The following is a 15,668-nucleotide window of genomic DNA, read 5'->3' as shown; positions in this document are numbered from 1 at the left end:
GCCCCGTTCCTGCCTCCCCCGAGGTCAGCGGGGTCAGTGGGGTCAGTGAGGCTCATTCCCGTCCCGATGCCAGCACCGCCAGCGCCCCGGAGGCGAGGGCCGCGATCAGCAGCGGGATGCCGAGGCCGTGGTGGAGGGCCAGCAGCGCGCCCAGGCAGGCGCCCGCGATCATCGCGATCACCGCGGCCGTGCGGCGCGGTGAGCGGTGGCCGGTGGCGTCGCCGAGGGGGGACTCGGCGGCCAGGCCGGTGAGGGTCATGGTCAGGACGGTCGTGGTGGTGAGATGGGCGATCCCCAGCTTGCGGACGGTCGCGTTGCGCAGGCCCATCGCGAAGGCGGTCAGCGCGATCAGCGCGTAGCGGGTGCCGGAGGTGTCCGGCCAGGCGAAGGCCACCGCCGCCGAGGCGCCGATCAAGGCCGCCTCGGCGCTCAGCGTCAGCCGGGCCCACCGGCGCCGGGAACCTCCTGAGGCGCGGGCCGCCACCCGGCCGCCCGCCGCCGCGCCGAGCAGGAAGCAGGCCAGCGAGGTGGCCGTGTGCGGGACGGAGAAGCCGGGCGCGCCGGCCGCGGCGAAGCCCAGGACGACGACGTTGCCGGTCATGTTGGCCGTGAAGACGTGGCCGAGGCCCAGATAGCTGACGGCGTCGATCAGCCCGCTGACCACCGTCAGGATCACCAGCACCGGCACCAGCCGCAGCCCGCGCGCCTCGGGGTCGTACGTCCCGTCCGCCGATGCCCCTTTCCTTTCCCTTGCGCTCACCGGCCCAGTGCACCATGCGGAGGTCCCGCGCGGAGGTCGGGGAACGCCGAAGGCGGCGGCCCCGGGGATCGGGGCCGCCGCCTTCAGAGGCTTTGGTGTGAAGCGCCGCTGGTGGCTCAGTACCAGCCGTTCGCCTGCCAGAAGCTCCAGGCCTTGACCGGGCTGCCGTAGCGGGAGTTCATGTAGTCCAGGCCCCACTTGATCTGGGTGGCCGGGTTGGTCTTCCAGTCGGCACCGGCGGCAGCCATCTTCGACCCCGGCAGGGCCTGGACCAGGCCGTACGCGCCGGAGGAGCTGTTGGTGGCGGACGGGTTCCAGCCGCTCTCATGCGAGACGATCTTGCTGAACGCGTTGAACTGCGCGGCGTCCGGGATCATCTTCTTCGCGATCGCCTGAGCGGAGGAGGCCGAGGCCGGAGCGGCCTGGGCGGGCGCCGCGGAGAGCGCCATACCGGCGGTGGCGGCGGCCACGGCGGCGGCGGTGAGGGCCTTCTTCGGGGAAGCGATGCGGCGGATGAAAGAGACGGACACGGAGAACCTCTTGCGTCGGGGACAGGGGATCGCCCGTATGACCGAGCCACACGCGGTGGCCCCATACGTCGGCGCCGCGGCCCGTGAGGGCTCGTGGCGCCTGGCGACGTCATCCAGACAAGCAGGCCCGAAGTCGGTCCGCAATGACCCCTTTTACTAGTTGTGGCCGGATCGATGGGATACGTCGCCTCTGTGGCGTGGATCTCAAAGCGCAGGTCAGCGGGGGTGTATTGGGGGATGTATCGGACATTGGGGACTACTACCCAGGATCGTGGGTGACCTGGGTCATGTGGGGTGCTTCACCGCTTCCGTAGCGCTGTGCGAGGTGCCGTATCCGCCCGGTGAGGGTCACCGGCCGTCGAATGTGACCGCGGTCTCGAAGGCGGCCCGCCGCGTGGCCCGGCGCAGCGCACGCAGCACGGCCGGGCCGAGAGCGAGGGTCAGCACCACCGTGCAGACGGCCCGGCCCAGGTCCCAGCCGAGCGAGGTGGCCAGGCAGTACGCGAGGAAACGGGCCAGGTTGGCGGGGACGGAGGCATGGGCGTCGAAGGAGATGTTCGAGGCGGCGGCGCCCATGAAGGGCCAGCCCGCCATATTCATGACCGTGCCGTAGGCGAGGGAGGCGAGGAAGCCGTAGGCCGCGAGGAGGAGCAGTTCGAGACGGCCGCGCAGCCGGACCGGGCCCGGCAGCAGCCCGGCGCCCATCGTGAACCAGCCCATCGACAGCATCTGGAACGGCAGCCACGGCCCGACCCCGCCCGTGAGCAGCGCGGACGCGAACATCGTCACCGAGCCCAGCGTGAAGCCGAAACCGGGGCCCAGCACCCGCCCGCTGAGCACCAGCAGAAAGAACATCGGCTCGATCCCGGCCGTCCCCGCGCCGATCGGCCGCAGCGCCGCCCCCGTCGCGGCCAGCACGCCCAGCATCGCCACGGCCTTCGGCCCGAGATCCGACTCGGAGATCGTCGCCGCCACGACCGCGACCAGCAGCACCAGCAGCCCCGCGAAGAGCCAGGGCGCGTCCTGGGCGTGCGCACTCAGCCCCGAGGCGGGCGGGGCGAGGAAGGGCCAGCCGAAGGCGATCACACCGACCGCGCTGACCAGCGCCAGCGCGGCGAGCGAGCGGGGGCGGAGGCGGATGACGTGCAGCCGGGCCGCCGGGCGCGGGTGGCTTTCCGGGGGCGGAGTGCTCATCGGGGAGGGGGTGCTCATGCGAGGGCCTCGCGCACCTCGGCCACGGTGAGCCACTGCTGCGGGGCGAGGATCTTCGTCACCTGCGGCGCGAAGGACGGCGAGGAGACGACGATCTGCGCGGTCGGCCCGTCGGCGATGACGTCCCCCTCGGCGAGCAGCACCACCCGGTGCGCGATCTCGGCCGCCAGCTCCACGTCATGCGTGGCCAGCACGATCGCATGCCCCTCGGCGGCGAGGCCGCGCAACACGGTCACCAGGCGGGCCTTCGCCGCGTAGTCCAGTCCGCGCGTCGGCTCGTCGAGCAGCAGCAGGGGCGGCCGGGCCGTCAGTACGACGGCCAGGGCGAGCGCGAGACACTGCCCCTCGGACAGGTCGCGGGGGTGTGTGCCGTCCGTGATCCCCGGGAGCAGCTCGGACACCAGCGCCCGGCAGGTCCCCGGCTCGGCGCCCGCGTCCCGGTCGGCCGCCGCGCACTCGTCGGCCACGGTGTCGGCGTACAGCAGATCACGCGGTTCCTGCGGCACGAGTCCGACGCGGCGGACGAGGTCGGGGGGTGCGGTGCGGTGGGGTTCCACCCCGCCGACACGGACGCCTCCGGCGCTGGGCGGGACGAGTCCGACGAGGGAGGAGAGGAGGGTGGACTTGCCGGCGCCGTTGCGGCCCATGAGGGCGATGGTCTCGCCGGGGGAGACGGTCAGGTCTATATGGCGCAGGGCGTGTACGCGGCCTCGGCGGATGGCGAGGCCGTTGGTCTCCGCGATGTGGGTGTGCGTGGCTTCCGCCGCGGGGGTGCGGGTGGTGCGGCGACGGAAGAGGGAGCGGGGTCCGGTGCTGGTGCCGGTGTTGGTGCGGGCCGGGGGCGGTGGCGGGGTCGCTTGCCGGTGCCGGCCGCCCGTGGCTGCGGGGGCGTTCGCCAGGCGCTCTCGCAGTTCACCGGCTCGGCGGCGGGCGTCTCGGACGGTCAGCGGGAGGGGGGACCAGTCGGCCAGGCGGCCCAGGGCGACGACCGGGGGGTGGACCGGGGACACGGCCATCACCTCGGCGGGCGTGCCGACGATCGGGGGCTCGCCGGGGGCGGGGAGCAGGACGATGCGATCGGCGTAGTGGATCACGCGCTCCAGGCGGTGCTCGGCCAGCAGTACCGTCGTACCGAGGTCGTGGACGAGACGCTGGAGCACGGCAAGGACTTCCTCCGCCGCGGCCGGGTCCAGCGCCGAGGTCGGCTCGTCCAGGACCAGCACCTGGGGGTGCGGGGTGAGGACCGAGCCGATCGCGACCCGCTGCCGCTGTCCGCCGGACAGGGCGGCGATCGGACGGTTCCGGAGCCCGGCGAGGCCCAGCAGATCCAGGGTCTCCTCGACCCGGCGCCGCATGACGTCCGGCGCGAGCCCCAACGACTCCATGCCGTAGGCGAGTTCGTCCTCCACCGTGTCCGTCACGAAATGGGCGAGCGGATCCTGTCCCACCGTGCCGACCACGTCGGCGAGTTCGCGCGGCTTGTGGGTGCGGGTGTCCCGGCCCGCCACCGTGACGCGGCCGCGCAGGGTGCCGCCGGTGAAGTGCGGCACCAGCCCGCTCACCGCGCCGAGCACGGTCGACTTGCCCACCCCGGACGGGCCGACGAGCAGCACCAGTTCGCCTTCCGGCACCTCGAAGTCGACGCCCCGGACGGTGGGTTCGGCCGCGCCGTCGTACGTCACGCTGACATCCTCGAAGCGGATCACGACGGCTCCTTGGGGGCCCTGGGGTTCTTGGGGTTCGTGGGGTTCTTCGGGACGACGAAGGCGGGGAGGAGAGCGAGGAGGACCGCCGCGGCGGGCCACAGGGGGAGGGTGGGGGCGACGAGGGGCAGGACACCCGGGTGCAGGGCTTCCGGGTCGTCGGCGGAGGCGAGCGTGAGAAGCGCGGCCACCGCGGCGCCGGACGCGGTCACCAGCCAGGCCCGCGCGTCCCAGGGGTCCGGGCGGTACCGGGTGCGCAGCGAACGCCGGCCGCCGAGCCGGAGCCCGGCGAGCGCGGCGGCGACACCGGCGAGCAGCAGCGGGATGCCGTATGTGCCGCCCTCCGCGGTGAGCAGCCCGTACGTTCCCGCGCACACGCCGAGCAGACCGCCGAGGGTGAGCGCGGCCGTCGTACGGCGGACGCGGGCCGGGACCTCGGCACTGCGGCCGTAGCCGCGGGCCTCCATCGCGGCGGCGAGCGCGACCGAGCGCTCCAACGCGCCCTCCAGGACTGGCAGTCCGACCTGCAGCAGGCCGCGCAGGCCCCGGTCCGGGCGGCCGCGCAGCCGGCGGGCGGCGCGCAGCCGCTGGACGTCGGCGATGAGATGCGGCGCGAAGGTGAGCGCGACGACCACGGCGACGCCGGTCTCGTACAGCGCGCCGGGCAGGGATTTCAGCAGCCGGGTGGGGCCGGCGAGGGCGTTCGCCGCGCCGACGCAGATGAGGAGGGTGGCGAGCTTGAGCCCGTCGTAGGCGGCGAATACGAGGGCCTCCGCCGTGACCCTGCCGCCCAGCCGGATGCCCTGCGCCCAGTGGGGGAGCGGGACTTCGGGGAGGGTGAGGAGGGTGTGGGTGCCGGGGATGGGGGAGCCGAGGGCGGTCGCGAAGAGGAGGCGGACGAGGAGAACGGCGACGGCGAGCTTGGCGAAGGCGGCGTAGGCGTGCGAGGCGGGGGTGTCGGTGCGGTGCGTCGCCACGACGTACGCGGAGGCGGATATGAGGAGCGCGAGGAGGAGGGGGTTGGTGGTACGGGTGGCGGCGGTGCCGAGGGAGAGGGCCCAGAGCCACCAGGCACCGGGGTGAACGGCACTTCGCAGTGTGCGGTGCTGCAACTCCCCAGGGGCGCGGGCCGTATCGATATGCGGCTCCGCCACGATGGGGGTCCCCCCGGGTTCGAGCGAAGCCGAGAACTTGGGGGAGCGACCAGCCACATCCGGCCCGCAGTCATCCCGAGACATTGCGCCGCCGTTGGAACTGCCACACCGCCGCGCCTCCCAGAAGGACGATCACCCCCGCACCGATCGGCAACCCCAGAGAAGGCCCGCTGTCCGAGCCGCTCTTCCGGCCGGAGGTCACCTGCTCCCCGCACCCCTCCTTCGGATACCCGGAGATCGCGCACAGCAGGGCGTTGGTGTCATAGCGGAGGGGCTTGGCCACGGCTGCCAGGGCGTCGGCGGCCGTCGCGTCGGCCGAGACCCTCGCGCAGGCCGTACGACGCGCCGGCGGCCGCTCGCCGGACGGCGCGTCCGCCGGGGTGCCGAAGTCGAGGACCAGGGCCACCCGCTTCATCCCGGACCTGGCCGGTGTGGCCGCGCAGATCGTGCCGAAGTCCGCCGCCCCGCCCGGCCGGCTCGCGTCCGCCGAGTCCGCGCTCACCGCGAAGCGGAAGCCCTCCACGGCCCCGTCGTCGGGGCGCGCGCTCGACGGGCCCTGCGTGGCGTACGTCCAGTGCCCGCCGTCGCGCTCCCAGAAGGACCAGTAGCGATAGCCGGTGGCCTGTGCCTGGCCCGCCGCCCCGGCCATGAGGACCAGCGCGGCGCACAGGGCGCCCGCGGCGCGGCGGACGGCGGTCACGGCTGCCGCTTCTTCCGGCCGCTGAGCAGGAAGCCGACGCCGATGCCCGCGACGAGGCAGACGCCGACGAACCACCAGACGCCGAACTTCGAGCCGCCGTCGGACTTCTCGGACTTCTTGGTGTCGTGCGCGGCGGACTCCAGGTGCGGGGCCGGGCCCAGCTCGTTGAGGGACCGGATCAGGCTGGTGCCGCCGAAGTCACCCGGCTGCGCGCCGAGCGCGTGCGCGGCGAGGATCAGCTGGGCGTACGCGGCCGGGCCGCTCTGCGCCGCCCACTTCCCGGCGTTCTTCTCCAGCCAGGTGTATGACTGCAGCGCCTGCGCCGACCGCCCGTCAGCGGCGAGCGCGACGACCGTGTCCGCCGTGTTGCCGTAGTCCGGCTGGTCCATGGTGCCGGGCAGCGTGGACGTCAGATGCCCGGTCTTCGCGACGACCGACGCGAGGTGCGCGCCCGCGTTGTCCGCGACCTGTGCCGGGGTGAGGTGCTTGCCGGTGGCACACGCGTTGCCGCCGGGCGCCTTGCCGGTCACCGCGTCGAACCCCTTGCCGAGCGCACCGAGCACGCCCGCCGCCGTGGCGTCCGCGTTGGCGTACAGCTTGCCCTTCTTGTCCGGCTGGTAGGCGAGTCCGCCGCCGCCGGTCTCGCCGCAGGGGATGGACATGGCGGCGAGCAGGTCGTAGGGGGACTTGCCCGCCTTGTGGACGTCCGCCGGGTCCGAACCGGCGGCGGCCAGCGCGCCGATGACGACCGAGGTGGAGTTGGTGTCGCTGGCGCCGCCCGGCGCGTAGCCCCAGCCACCGTCCTTGTTCTGCACGGACTTCAGCCAGGTCACCGCCTTGCCGACGGCGGCGCCGTGCCCGCCGGTGGCCTGCAGGGCCTGGACCGCGGCGCCGGTGCTGTTGCTGTCCACCATGACCTTGCTGTCGCAGGTCTTGGCAGGGTCGGCGCGGAAGGCGGCGAACGCGCCGTTCGCGCACTGCTGTCCGGCGAGCCAGTCCACGGCCTGCACGGCAGGCCGGTAGCCGACGGTCCGTTGGGCGATCAGCGTCAGCGACTGCCGCCACACGCCGTCGTAGGTCGGGTCGGAGGTGCCGTACAGCCCGGACGGGACCGTGACCTTCGGCGACGGGGACGGGCCGGCGGCCGTGGCGGGCGCGGCGGCGGCCAGTACGCCTACGGCGGCGAGAGCCGCGGCACAGCGGCGGACGTTCATGGTCGGCGACTGCCTCTCCTGCGGGGAACCGGCAGCGCACGGGTCAGACCCCGGGCGGCTCGGCTCCGTAGACCTCGACGGTGCCGTGCACGGCGGGCCGCCGACGCACGTGAGCCGGTCAACGTCCCGTGCGGGGCAGTCCGGCTCACCGTCCAGTGGCAGTCGGACGGCTCACGGATGGGGGTACCCCCGGCTCGAGCGAAGCCGAGAGTTGGGGGAGGGCCAGCGCCGGAATTGCACCGGCTTTCCCCCGTACGGGTGTGATGACGACCCCGCCACTTTACGTCAGGCTAGACCTTCGGCGTGTCGCCCCCGAAGGGCAGGCGCAGGGTGCGGGAGGCGATCAGCCACGTGCCGTCGACCCGGCGGAAGGTGTCCTCGTAGTGACCCACCTGGACGGGCGGCCCGGCAGGGACGGGGCCGCCTCCCTGCCAACCGTCGACGCGGTACGTCGCGAAGGACGAGGTGGCGCTCGCCGAGTCCGGGCCGGTGACGGTGACCAGCACATTGGACATCAGACGGCAGGAGAGCCGGTCGGCGGGGCGGGAGCCGAAGTACGCACGCAGCGCCTCCCGGCCCTCGATCCGGCGCCCGTCCCCCGGCGGAGGCCACTCCCAGACGCCGTCCTCGGTGAACAGGTCGGCCACGTCGGCCGGTTCACCGAGGTCGAGGCGGCGGACGAAGTGCAGGATGACGTGTTCGCAGGCGTGCTGGGCGAGAAGCGCTTCGACGAGGTCCATGCGCCTGTTTAACAGGGCCGCCGCACACAAGACGACTCATTAAGACCGCAGGACCACTAGACGGCTGGACCACTGGACGGCTGGACCCCCAGTCCACTGGCCCCCTACACCACTGGACCGCTTCACACCGCCACGTACGCCACCGGCTCGCTCCCCGCCACCGGTTCCGCCCGGCCCTGCTTGACCAGTCGGCGCAGATGGGACTCGGCCTCCGAGACGGCGATGTTCCGGGAGCCGTAGCGGATCTCGTCCCAGGGGCGGTTCCACTCCATGCGCTCGGCGAGCTGCCAGGGCGTGAGCGGCTCGGTGAGCAGCGCGAGCAGACCGGCCAGCCGCTCCTCGTGATGGGCGAGCAACTCCCGCACCCGGCCGGTCGCGTCGGTGAAGGCGTGCTGATGGGCGGGGAGCACCTCGGCGGGTGCGAGCCGGCCGATCCGCTCCAGGGAGTCGAGGTAGTCGCCGAGGGGGTCGGTCACGGTCGCGTCGTCCGGGTCCTCGTACAGGCCGATGTGCGGGGTGATCCGGGGCAGGAGATGATCCCCGCTGAACAGTCGCCCATGCCCCGGCAGCCGGGCCGGGTGCTCCTCCTCCAGGTGCAGGCAGACGTGGCCGGGGGTGTGGCCAGGGGTCCATATCGCGCGCAGCCGGCGGCCGGGCAGGTCGAGGAGTTCGCCGGGGACGATCTCCCGGTCGGGGAGGGCGGGGGCCAGGCCGGGCAGGCCCCGGCCGCGGGCGGTGCGCAGCGGTGCCACATGCTCCTCGGGCGCCCCGGCGGCCGTCAGCTTGGCGGCCATGTACGTGAACCACCGCTCGGGCCGCGTCCCGCGCGTCCGGCGCACGATCGCCGCGTCGGCCGCGTGCAGCGCCACCCAGGCACCGGAGGCCTCGCGCACCTTGGCCGACAGGCCGTGGTGGTCGGGGTGGTGGTGCGTGATGACGACGCCGTACACCTCCTCCGCCGCCGTACCGCAGGCCGCGAGCCCCGCCGCGAGCGTGTCCCACGACGCCGGATCGTCCCACCCGGTGTCGATGAGCACCGGGCCGCGGTCGGTGTCCACGACGTACACCAGCGTGTGCCCGAGGGGGTTGTCCGGGATGGGAACCGCCACGGACCGTACGCCCCCGCCGTGATCGAACGTCTTCCTCATCAGCCCTCCGCCCCACCACCCGCACCCCACGGCCATTGCCCACTATAACTAGAACTGATATCAGTTCTGAAACAGCGTCAGAAACGTGCGGTGCGGTGGGAGGCGGACGGCCATGGCCGAGCTTGTGGAACACGGACAGCTGTTCATCGGCGGGGAGTTGACCGACCCCGTGGGCAAGGACGTCATCGAGGTGGTCTCCCCGCACACCGAGGAGGTCATCGGCCGGGTGCCGCACGCCGCCCGGCAGGACGTGGACCGGGCCGTGGCCGTCGCGCGCCGCGCCTTCGACGAGGGCCCCTGGCCCCGCACGTCCCTGGCGGAGCGCATCGAGGTCGTCACCCGCATCAAGGACGGCATCGCCGCGCGCCACGAGGAGATCGCCCGGGTCATCTCCGCCCAGAACGGCTCCCCGTACTCCTGGAGCGTCCTCGCGCAGGCGCTCGGCGCGATGATGGTGTGGGACGCGGCGATCAGGGTCGCGCGGGACTACACCTACGAGGAGCGCCGGGACGGGGTCCTCGGCCCGATCCTCGTCCGGCGGGAGCCGGTCGGGGTGGTCGCGGCCGTGGTCCCGTGGAACGTCCCCCAGTTCGTCGCCGCCGCCAAGCTCGCGCCGGCGCTGCTGACCGGCTGCACGGTCGTACTGAAGCCGTCCCCGGAGTCCCCCCTGGACGCCTATGTCCTCGGTGAGATCGCGCGGGAGGCCGGCCTCCCGGAGGGTGTCCTCTCCATCCTCCCGGCCGACCGCGAGGTCAGCGAGTACCTGGTCGGACACCCCGGCATCGACAAGATCTCCTTCACCGGCTCGGTCCCGGCCGGCAAGCGGGTGATGGAGGTCGCCGCCCGCCATCTCACTCGGGTGACACTGGAGTTGGGCGGGAAGTCGGCGGCGCTCGTCCTCCCTGACGCGGACGTGCGGGCGGCGGTGGCCGGTATCGTCCCGGCGGCCTGGATGAACAACGGGCAGGCGTGCGTGGCCCAGACCCGCATCCTCGTCCCGCGCGCCCGCTACGACGAGTTCGCCGACGCCTTCGCCGCCGCCGCGAGCGCGCTGCGGGTCGGTGACCCGCTGGACCCGGCGACCCAGGTCGGCCCGCTCGTCGCCCGCCGCCAGCAGCAGCGCAACCTCGACTACATCCGGCTCGGCCAGGAGGAGGGCGCCAAGATCCTCACCGGCGGCGGCCGCCCGGCCGGTCTTGAGTGTGGCTGGTACGTCGAACCGACCCTCTTCGGCGACGTCGACAACAGCATGCGCATCGCCCGCGAGGAGATCTTCGGCCCGGTCATCTGCCTGCTCCCGTACGGCGGTGAGGAGGAAGCGGTGAAGATCGCCAACGACTCGGACTACGGGCTGTCCGGCAGCGTGTGGACGGCCGACGTGGAACACGGCATCGAGGTCGCCCGGCAGGTCCGCACCGGCACCTACTCGGTCAACACCTTCAGCCTGGACATGCTCGGCCCGTTCGGCGGCTACAAGAACTCCGGACTGGGAAGGGAGTTCGGCCCGGAGGGCTACGGCGAGTATCTCGAACACAAGATGATCCACCTCCCGGCGGGGGCCTGACTCATGGGCGACCGCTGGCACGTCGAGGTCGACCGGTCGGTGTGCATCGGCTCGGCCCAGTGCCTCCATCACGCCCCGGACCACTTCCGTCTCGACACCGCCCGCCAGTCCCACCCGGTGGCCCCGGACACCGACGCGAACGAACCGATCCTGCAGGCCGCCGAGAGCTGCCCGGTGGAGGCCATCCTGATCACCCTGCTGGGCAGCGGGGAGGCGGTGTTTCCGCCGGAGGAGTAGCCGCCGGAGCGTCATGGTGACGTCGTTCCCGGCCCGCGCCAGGCCTGCTCCACCTCCTCGAACCGCTCGGCGTGGGCGCCCGGGGGCAGCGCCGCGCGCAGGTAGGGCAGGTCGGAGGGACGGAGCAGGCCGAAGGCCGGGGCGGGGAGCGCGGCGAGGATCTCCGCCGCGTGGTCGGCCAGCCAGCCGGTCAGGCCGAGTTCGGCGGCGAGGCGGAGGAGGTCTATGAGCGCGGAGGGGTGGGTGGTGGCGACCGAGGGGAGGTCGAGGTCTGCGATCAGTACGTCGAACCGAAAGGCCGCGTCCTCGCCGCGCGGGGGGCCGGACCATCGCCAGCCGTGGGTGGAGCGGCTGAGGCGGGTCAGCGCCAGGAGGGCCTGCTCGGCAGTCCCGTCGTACCGGCTCACAAGGTTGCGGACTGCATCGACCGCTCCGGTCAGGCGGGGGCTTCCGCGGTCCAACGCCTGGCAGAGGCAGACCAGGAGAGCGCGGTCCATGGCCTCGGTGAACGACACCCCACGGTCGAGGGTCACTTCCCCCAGGTGGTGAAGGACGAACGCGAGCGCTTCGTCGGGCAGAGCGGGCGCGTCCTGGGCCAGATGGCACAGGACGGCCTCCAGATACGAGCTGCACTCATCCGGCGTCATGGAGCCTACGACGTCCAGGCATTCGCCGTACAGGGCGGGCAGTGCGTCGGCGGCGTACACATCGCGGGTCAGAAGGGCGACGAGGGGGCGCGTCGGCGAGTGGACCCGCTTGCCGAAGTGGACGATCTCCGTGCTGACGCGCGGCCACTGAAGCAGCAGCGGATAGCCGGTGTGCAGCAGAAGCTCGGTATCGAAATCGCAGGTGAACAGAGACTGCCTGATCGTGTTCATCGTGTCCGGCGCGGTGAGCGAGATCCGCTGCTCCAACCTGTCCGACAGGGGCATGCCCGCCTCGGGTGATGACGGCCGCACCACCATCCAGTCGAAACTGTGGTCGGCGAGCGGAGCCCGACGCGTGGTGATCCGCAGATCGAGCTTCTGGTCGTCAGGGCCCCCGGGATCAGCGTGCCGGAAGCGCTCAGGGCGGAAGAACGAGGTCAGCGCCGCCCATGATTCCCTGGACAACTGCCCCTGCCAGCCCAGGGCGTGCCGTCGCCAGACCGCCACCGTGTCGGTCGTCTCGTTCTCGGCGCCCAGGAGTTCCGAGGCGACCACCTCACCGCCCGCCGCCAGCACCGCGAGCAGCAGCAGGTTCACCTCGTACACCGCGTCCCGGTACGCCCGGCGCAGCCGGACCGGGGCGTATCCCGTGGCGGTGGTGCGTTCGGGGTCCCACTCCGCGGCGCGGAACAGTTCGAAGAGCGCGGGGACCAGGACCGTGCGTGCGCGGTCCGTCGGGTCGGTCGCCAGCATGTCCCGGAGGTTCTGCACGAGTTGGGCCCGGTCGGTGAGCGGGGCGAAGGACAGCAGGGCGTACAGCTCGCCGTCGTCCAGGCGTCGTAGCGCCCCCTCGATCAGCCGGGCGGCCAGATGCTCGCCGAAGGTCGCGTGCATGAACTCGTAGGAGCGCAGCCGTTCCTCCGTGACGACGGCCTGCGCCTCGTGCACGAAGAAGAAGCGGCCGAACAGCAGCCCCGAGCTGTCGTCGGCCTCACCGAGCGCCCGTAGGTCCCCGTCGGCCTCCTCGCCGCTGATGGCCTGGGCGCCGCGGTGGAACATGGAGAGGGCGATCACGGACAGCCGGTGGAGTTCGCGGTCCACGGCGGCGGTCGCCTCGGTCGGAGGCAGCGGGCCGTCCTTGTCGACCTGGCGGCGCACGAACTCCCGCAGCAGCCGGTCGTACAACTCGGTGCGGCTGATGTCCTGGTCCCGCATCAGGTTCAGGGCGTTGTCGACCGCGTCGTACAGCGCCAGCATCAACAGCAGCAACGGCTGGGCGGCGAGTTCCAGGTGGGGGAGGACTACCTCCGGGGTGAGCGGCAGCAGGCCCTCCCGGGTGAAAAAGCCCGCGTTCTTGGCGTTCCAGACGCCGAGCCAGTGTTCGATCTTCGGCTCGTCGAAGGGTTCGAGGCGGATCACCGTGCTGGTGTAGGGGAGTTCGGCGCGATCGGCCACCACCGTGCGGCTCGTCACGAGCACGACGAGCGGGCGGCCCTGCCCCGCCTCACGCCGCTGGAACTCCTTGATCTCCTGCAGATAGCCCCACTGATGTGCCTGGTCGAGCCTTTGGGCGCTGGCTTGGAGCAGTTCGTCGAAGCCGTCCAGCAGGACCACGGGAAGAGCGCTGGACTCCTCGGACCAGTCCGGCCAGCTCGTCTCCCGTCCCGTGTCCCGTTTCAGCGTGTGTTCCAGCTGGGTCTGCAGGTCGGCGTCCGCCGGTGTGTGCCGCAACTCCACCCGCAGGGGCCGGAACTCGGCGGCCGGGAGCCGTTCCTTGAGCAGTTTCGTGAGCAGCGACTTGCCGGCACCGGGGTGGCCGAGCACGACGAGCGGCGCCAGCAGCGCGGGGAGACCGAGGAAGTGGGCTGCGAGAAACCGCTCCAGGCAGTCGTGCAGGGGCTGCTCGTCCCACCACTTGTCCGAGGCGATCCCGGACCGTGCGCTCCGGCCCGGTCCTGCCAGCCGGAAGCCCGGGGTGACATAGCCCTCCGCGAGGCTGGGCAGCCGCGGGCCGGGAGAGTCGAGTGAGGCGATCGGGTCGCGCAGCAACGCTCCGCGGGGAGTCGATCCCCTTTCCCGTCCGGTGAAATCCGAGAGCAGGTTCCCGAGGCCCGCGAGCCCGGTGCCGACCGCCCCGCTGTCCTCGGCGGCTCCGGGTAAGGCCGCGAGCGTGAACTCGGGGCAGGCCTTGGCCAGTGGGGTGGCCAGCCGCAGGTACTCCTGTGTGATGTGCTCGTCCCTGTCGGCCTCAAGGCTGTCCCGGTACGCGAGCGGGTCGGTGTGGGCCACATGCCAGCCGTCTGCCAGGTCCAGGATCAGCTCGCGGGCTTCCTCAGGAATCGCCGCCCCCGTCTCCGTCACCGCCGCCGCCACCAGCACCACACGCGCGGCCTGGATCAGGGCGGCGCGCTCCAGGCCGTGTGCCGCGCGTACCCGGGCCGGGAAGTGGCTCAGCAGATCGAGCGCAAAGGTGCGCGGCGCGTTGGGCCAGCCCGGCGGCGCGGTCGTGAGCGTGTCGGCGATGGACGCCGCGTCCCCGATTCCCTCGCGCAGGAGACGCACCGCCTCCTCGACGCCCATCTCGACGCACTCCGTCGCGTCGAGCCTCGGGGCGGTCGACGAGGCCGTCGGCGCACAAGCCCGGCCGGTCCGTCCGCGTGCCGTCTCCGCGGTGCGTTCCAGCTCCGCGTGTCTGCTCTTCCAGTAGCGGATGTTCAGGCTCATGCCCGGGGGCGGTGACTCAAGTCCCTTCTCTGCGCACAGGCCCACGATCTTCCGGACCACGTCCCAGTCCGGCACCCTCCGCCGCTGCCCGCTGAGCAGCTCCGAGACCGAACTGGTGCTGCTCCAGCCGAGCGCCTCGGAGATCTCCCGTTGGGACACACCGCACTTGACCACGAGCCGGTGCAGTTCGCTGCAGAAGTCCGCGACGGGACCCACCGTCGGTGCGGCCAACTCCCCATCCTTTTCGGCGTCGTTCGGCGTCGTTCGGTGAATGTCTCCGAAGCGTACGGCCTGACCTGCGCCTTTCGCCGGGACTTCGGCGGGATTCGGGGTTCGGCGAGTGTCCGCGCCCGGCGCCCGACGGTGTTCACGCAGGCCCCGAGTCCCGGAAGGAACACCATGAACGCCCAGCTGCCCGTCCTCCTCGCCGCCCTCGTCTTCCTCGCCGTCTACGCCGGCGTCGTACTCCCCGCCGTATGGTCCCGTCGGCCGGCCCGCCGTACCGCCGCGCTCACGGTGCTCACCCGGCTCCTGGACGCTCTACGGCGTCGGCGGCGGTGATCACGGGTGGGCGCCCGGCTCCGTGAGGTCGATGAGGCGGCACACCGTCTCGATGTCGATCTTCACCTGGGCGATGGAGGCGCGGCCCGAGAGCCAGGTGATGAGGGCCGAGTGCCAGGTGTGCTCGATGACGCGGACCGCCGAGAGCTGCTCGGGTGTGGGGTCCGCCAGGCCCATCGCGTCCAGGATGATCAGGGTCGTCTGGCGGGAGACCTGGTCGACCTCCGGCGAGACGCTGCGGTCGGCGAAGGTCAGCGCGCGGACCATCGCGTCGGCCAGGTGCGGTTCCCGCTGCAGGGCGCGGAAGGCCCGCATCAGGGTCTCCGCGACCCGCTCGGCCGCCGTGTCGCCCGCCGGGGGCTTCTTGCGCAGGGTGCCGTGCATGTGCTCCAGCTGGTCCTGCATCGTCGCCACCAGCAGGTGGACCTTGGAGGGGAAGTAGCGGTACAGGGTGCCGAGGGCCACCTGGGAGGACTCGGCGACCTCGCGCATCTGCACCGCGTCGAAACCGCCCCGGCTGGCCAGCTGGGCGCTCGCGTGCAGGATCCTGCGGCGGCGGGCCTCCTGCCGCTCGGTGAGAGGCGGAGACGCTGGCGTACTGGTTTCCGCAGGCATGGGTCCCGTTCCGTGACAGTCGGTGAAGGCGTCTGTAGGGCACGTGATCAGACAGCATGGCAGGGCGACGCGCCGTGGCGCGAATCACCTGATCCACTGCTCACAGCGCCCCTACCTGCCGGTAGATTCGGAGCCTCTTGAACGATCAAGTCTGAAACT

The 15,668-nt window shown here is 72.4% G+C and carries 14 protein-coding genes and 1 riboswitch; of the genes, 3 read left to right on the top strand and 11 right to left on the bottom strand.

The annotated features are described in order from the left end of the window. Nucleotides 1–52 precede the first annotated feature (52 nt). The 9 genes from AB0L75_RS21425 to AB0L75_RS21385 all read right to left on the bottom strand — a co-directional run bounded on the left by AB0L75_RS21425 (nt 53) and on the right by AB0L75_RS21385 (nt 9,161). Nucleotides 53–760: a YoaK family protein gene (locus AB0L75_RS21425; RefSeq protein ID WP_365183018.1), complete on the bottom strand. Its 708-nt coding sequence runs from the start codon at nt 758–760 to the stop codon at nt 53–55. A 116-nt stretch (nt 761–876) separates the two neighbouring features. Further along, nucleotides 877–1,290 (bottom strand): transglycosylase SLT domain-containing protein, encoded by a 414-nt coding sequence (locus tag AB0L75_RS21420; protein WP_365183016.1) that lies wholly within the window; start codon nt 1,288–1,290, stop codon nt 877–879. 348 nt (nt 1,291–1,638) lie between these two features. Then, nucleotides 1,639–2,484, bottom strand: coding sequence for an ECF transporter S component (locus tag AB0L75_RS21415; protein WP_365183127.1), 846 nt, complete (start codon nt 2,482–2,484; stop codon nt 1,639–1,641). A gap of 14 nt (nt 2,485–2,498) precedes the next feature. Continuing rightward, on the bottom strand, nt 2,499–4,208 hold the full coding sequence (locus AB0L75_RS21410; protein WP_365183015.1) for an ATP-binding cassette domain-containing protein: 1,710 nt from the start codon (nt 4,206–4,208) through the stop codon (nt 2,499–2,501). Beyond that, nucleotides 4,205–5,344 (bottom strand): CbiQ family ECF transporter T component, encoded by a 1,140-nt coding sequence (locus AB0L75_RS21405; RefSeq protein WP_365183124.1) that lies wholly within the window; start codon nt 5,342–5,344, stop codon nt 4,205–4,207. Before AB0L75_RS21405 ends, AB0L75_RS21410 begins: the two co-directional genes overlap by 4 nt. 85 nt (nt 5,345–5,429) lie before the next feature. Next, a complete protein-coding gene (locus tag AB0L75_RS21400; RefSeq protein ID WP_365183012.1) occupies nt 5,430–6,059 on the bottom strand; it encodes an SCO2322 family protein in 630 nt (209 codons plus the stop codon). Continuing rightward, nucleotides 6,056–7,273 (bottom strand): prenyltransferase/squalene oxidase repeat-containing protein, encoded by a 1,218-nt coding sequence (locus AB0L75_RS21395; protein ID WP_365183010.1) that lies wholly within the window; start codon nt 7,271–7,273, stop codon nt 6,056–6,058. Before AB0L75_RS21395 ends, AB0L75_RS21400 begins: the two co-directional genes overlap by 4 nt. 116 nt (nt 7,274–7,389) lie before the next feature. Continuing rightward, nucleotides 7,390–7,563, bottom strand: a riboswitch (cobalamin riboswitch). Next, nucleotides 7,564–8,013 carry a nuclear transport factor 2 family protein gene (locus AB0L75_RS21390; RefSeq protein ID WP_365183008.1) on the bottom strand — a complete coding sequence of 150 codons (450 nt, stop codon included), beginning with the start codon at nt 8,011–8,013 and terminating at the stop codon, nt 7,564–7,566. A 122-nt stretch (nt 8,014–8,135) separates the two neighbouring features. Further along, a complete protein-coding gene (locus AB0L75_RS21385; protein ID WP_365183005.1) occupies nt 8,136–9,161 on the bottom strand; it encodes an MBL fold metallo-hydrolase in 1,026 nt (341 codons plus the stop codon). A 112-nt stretch (nt 9,162–9,273) separates the two neighbouring features. Here AB0L75_RS21385 and AB0L75_RS21380 point away from each other — a divergent pair, with 112 nt between their 5' ends. Together AB0L75_RS21380 and AB0L75_RS21375 are read left to right on the top strand one after the other, a co-directional pair. Then, nucleotides 9,274–10,725, top strand: coding sequence for an aldehyde dehydrogenase (locus AB0L75_RS21380; protein WP_365183003.1), 1,452 nt, complete (start codon nt 9,274–9,276; stop codon nt 10,723–10,725). Nucleotides 10,726–10,728: 3 nt separating this feature from the next. After that, nucleotides 10,729–10,962 carry a ferredoxin gene (locus tag AB0L75_RS21375; protein WP_365183000.1) on the top strand — a complete coding sequence of 78 codons (234 nt, stop codon included), beginning with the start codon at nt 10,729–10,731 and terminating at the stop codon, nt 10,960–10,962. Nucleotides 10,963–10,973: 11 nt separating this feature from the next. Here the strand turns inward: AB0L75_RS21375 and AB0L75_RS21370 are convergent, their stop codons facing one another. Further along, the gene (locus AB0L75_RS21370; protein WP_365182997.1) at nt 10,974–14,564 is read right to left on the bottom strand and encodes a hypothetical protein; all 3,591 of its coding nucleotides are present in this window, start codon (nt 14,562–14,564) and stop codon (nt 10,974–10,976) included. Nucleotides 14,565–14,732: 168 nt separating this feature from the next. Here AB0L75_RS21370 and AB0L75_RS21365 point away from each other — a divergent pair, with 168 nt between their 5' ends. After that, nucleotides 14,733–14,894, top strand: coding sequence for a hypothetical protein (locus AB0L75_RS21365; protein WP_365182995.1), 162 nt, complete (start codon nt 14,733–14,735; stop codon nt 14,892–14,894). Here AB0L75_RS21365 and AB0L75_RS21360 read toward each other — a convergent pair whose 3' ends face one another. Next, a complete protein-coding gene (locus AB0L75_RS21360) occupies nt 14,895–15,509 on the bottom strand; it encodes a TetR family transcriptional regulator (RefSeq protein ID WP_365182992.1) in 615 nt (204 codons plus the stop codon). Between the last annotated feature and the right edge of the window lie 159 nt (nt 15,510–15,668).

The organism is Streptomyces sp. NPDC052101 (assembly GCF_040680235.1).
In the GTDB taxonomy this organism is placed as follows: domain Bacteria; phylum Actinomycetota; class Actinomycetes; order Streptomycetales; family Streptomycetaceae; genus Streptomyces.
The sequence above is the reverse complement of the archived record's forward strand: the minus strand, read 5'-3'. Positions and strand labels throughout refer to the sequence as shown.

Bases quoted from the DNA above. Each gene is read 5' to 3' on its own strand.
- AB0L75_RS21415 (WP_365183127.1), bottom strand. From the start codon at position 2,484: ATGAGCACTCCGCCCCCGGAAAGCCACCCGCGCCCGGCGGCCCGGCTG.
- AB0L75_RS21395 (WP_365183010.1), bottom strand. From the start codon at position 7,273: ATGAACGTCCGCCGCTGTGCCGCGGCTCTCGCCGCCGTAGGCGTACTG.
- AB0L75_RS21390 (WP_365183008.1), bottom strand. From the start codon at position 8,013: ATGGACCTCGTCGAAGCGCTTCTCGCCCAGCACGCCTGCGAACACGTC.
- AB0L75_RS21385 (WP_365183005.1), bottom strand. From the start codon at position 9,161: ATGAGGAAGACGTTCGATCACGGCGGGGGCGTACGGTCCGTGGCGGTT.
- AB0L75_RS21380 (WP_365183003.1), top strand. From the start codon at position 9,274: ATGGCCGAGCTTGTGGAACACGGACAGCTGTTCATCGGCGGGGAGTTG.
- AB0L75_RS21375 (WP_365183000.1), top strand. From the start codon at position 10,729: ATGGGCGACCGCTGGCACGTCGAGGTCGACCGGTCGGTGTGCATCGGC.
- AB0L75_RS21365 (WP_365182995.1), top strand. From the start codon at position 14,733: ATGAACGCCCAGCTGCCCGTCCTCCTCGCCGCCCTCGTCTTCCTCGCC.
- AB0L75_RS21360 (WP_365182992.1), bottom strand. From the start codon at position 15,509: ATGCCTGCGGAAACCAGTACGCCAGCGTCTCCGCCTCTCACCGAGCGG.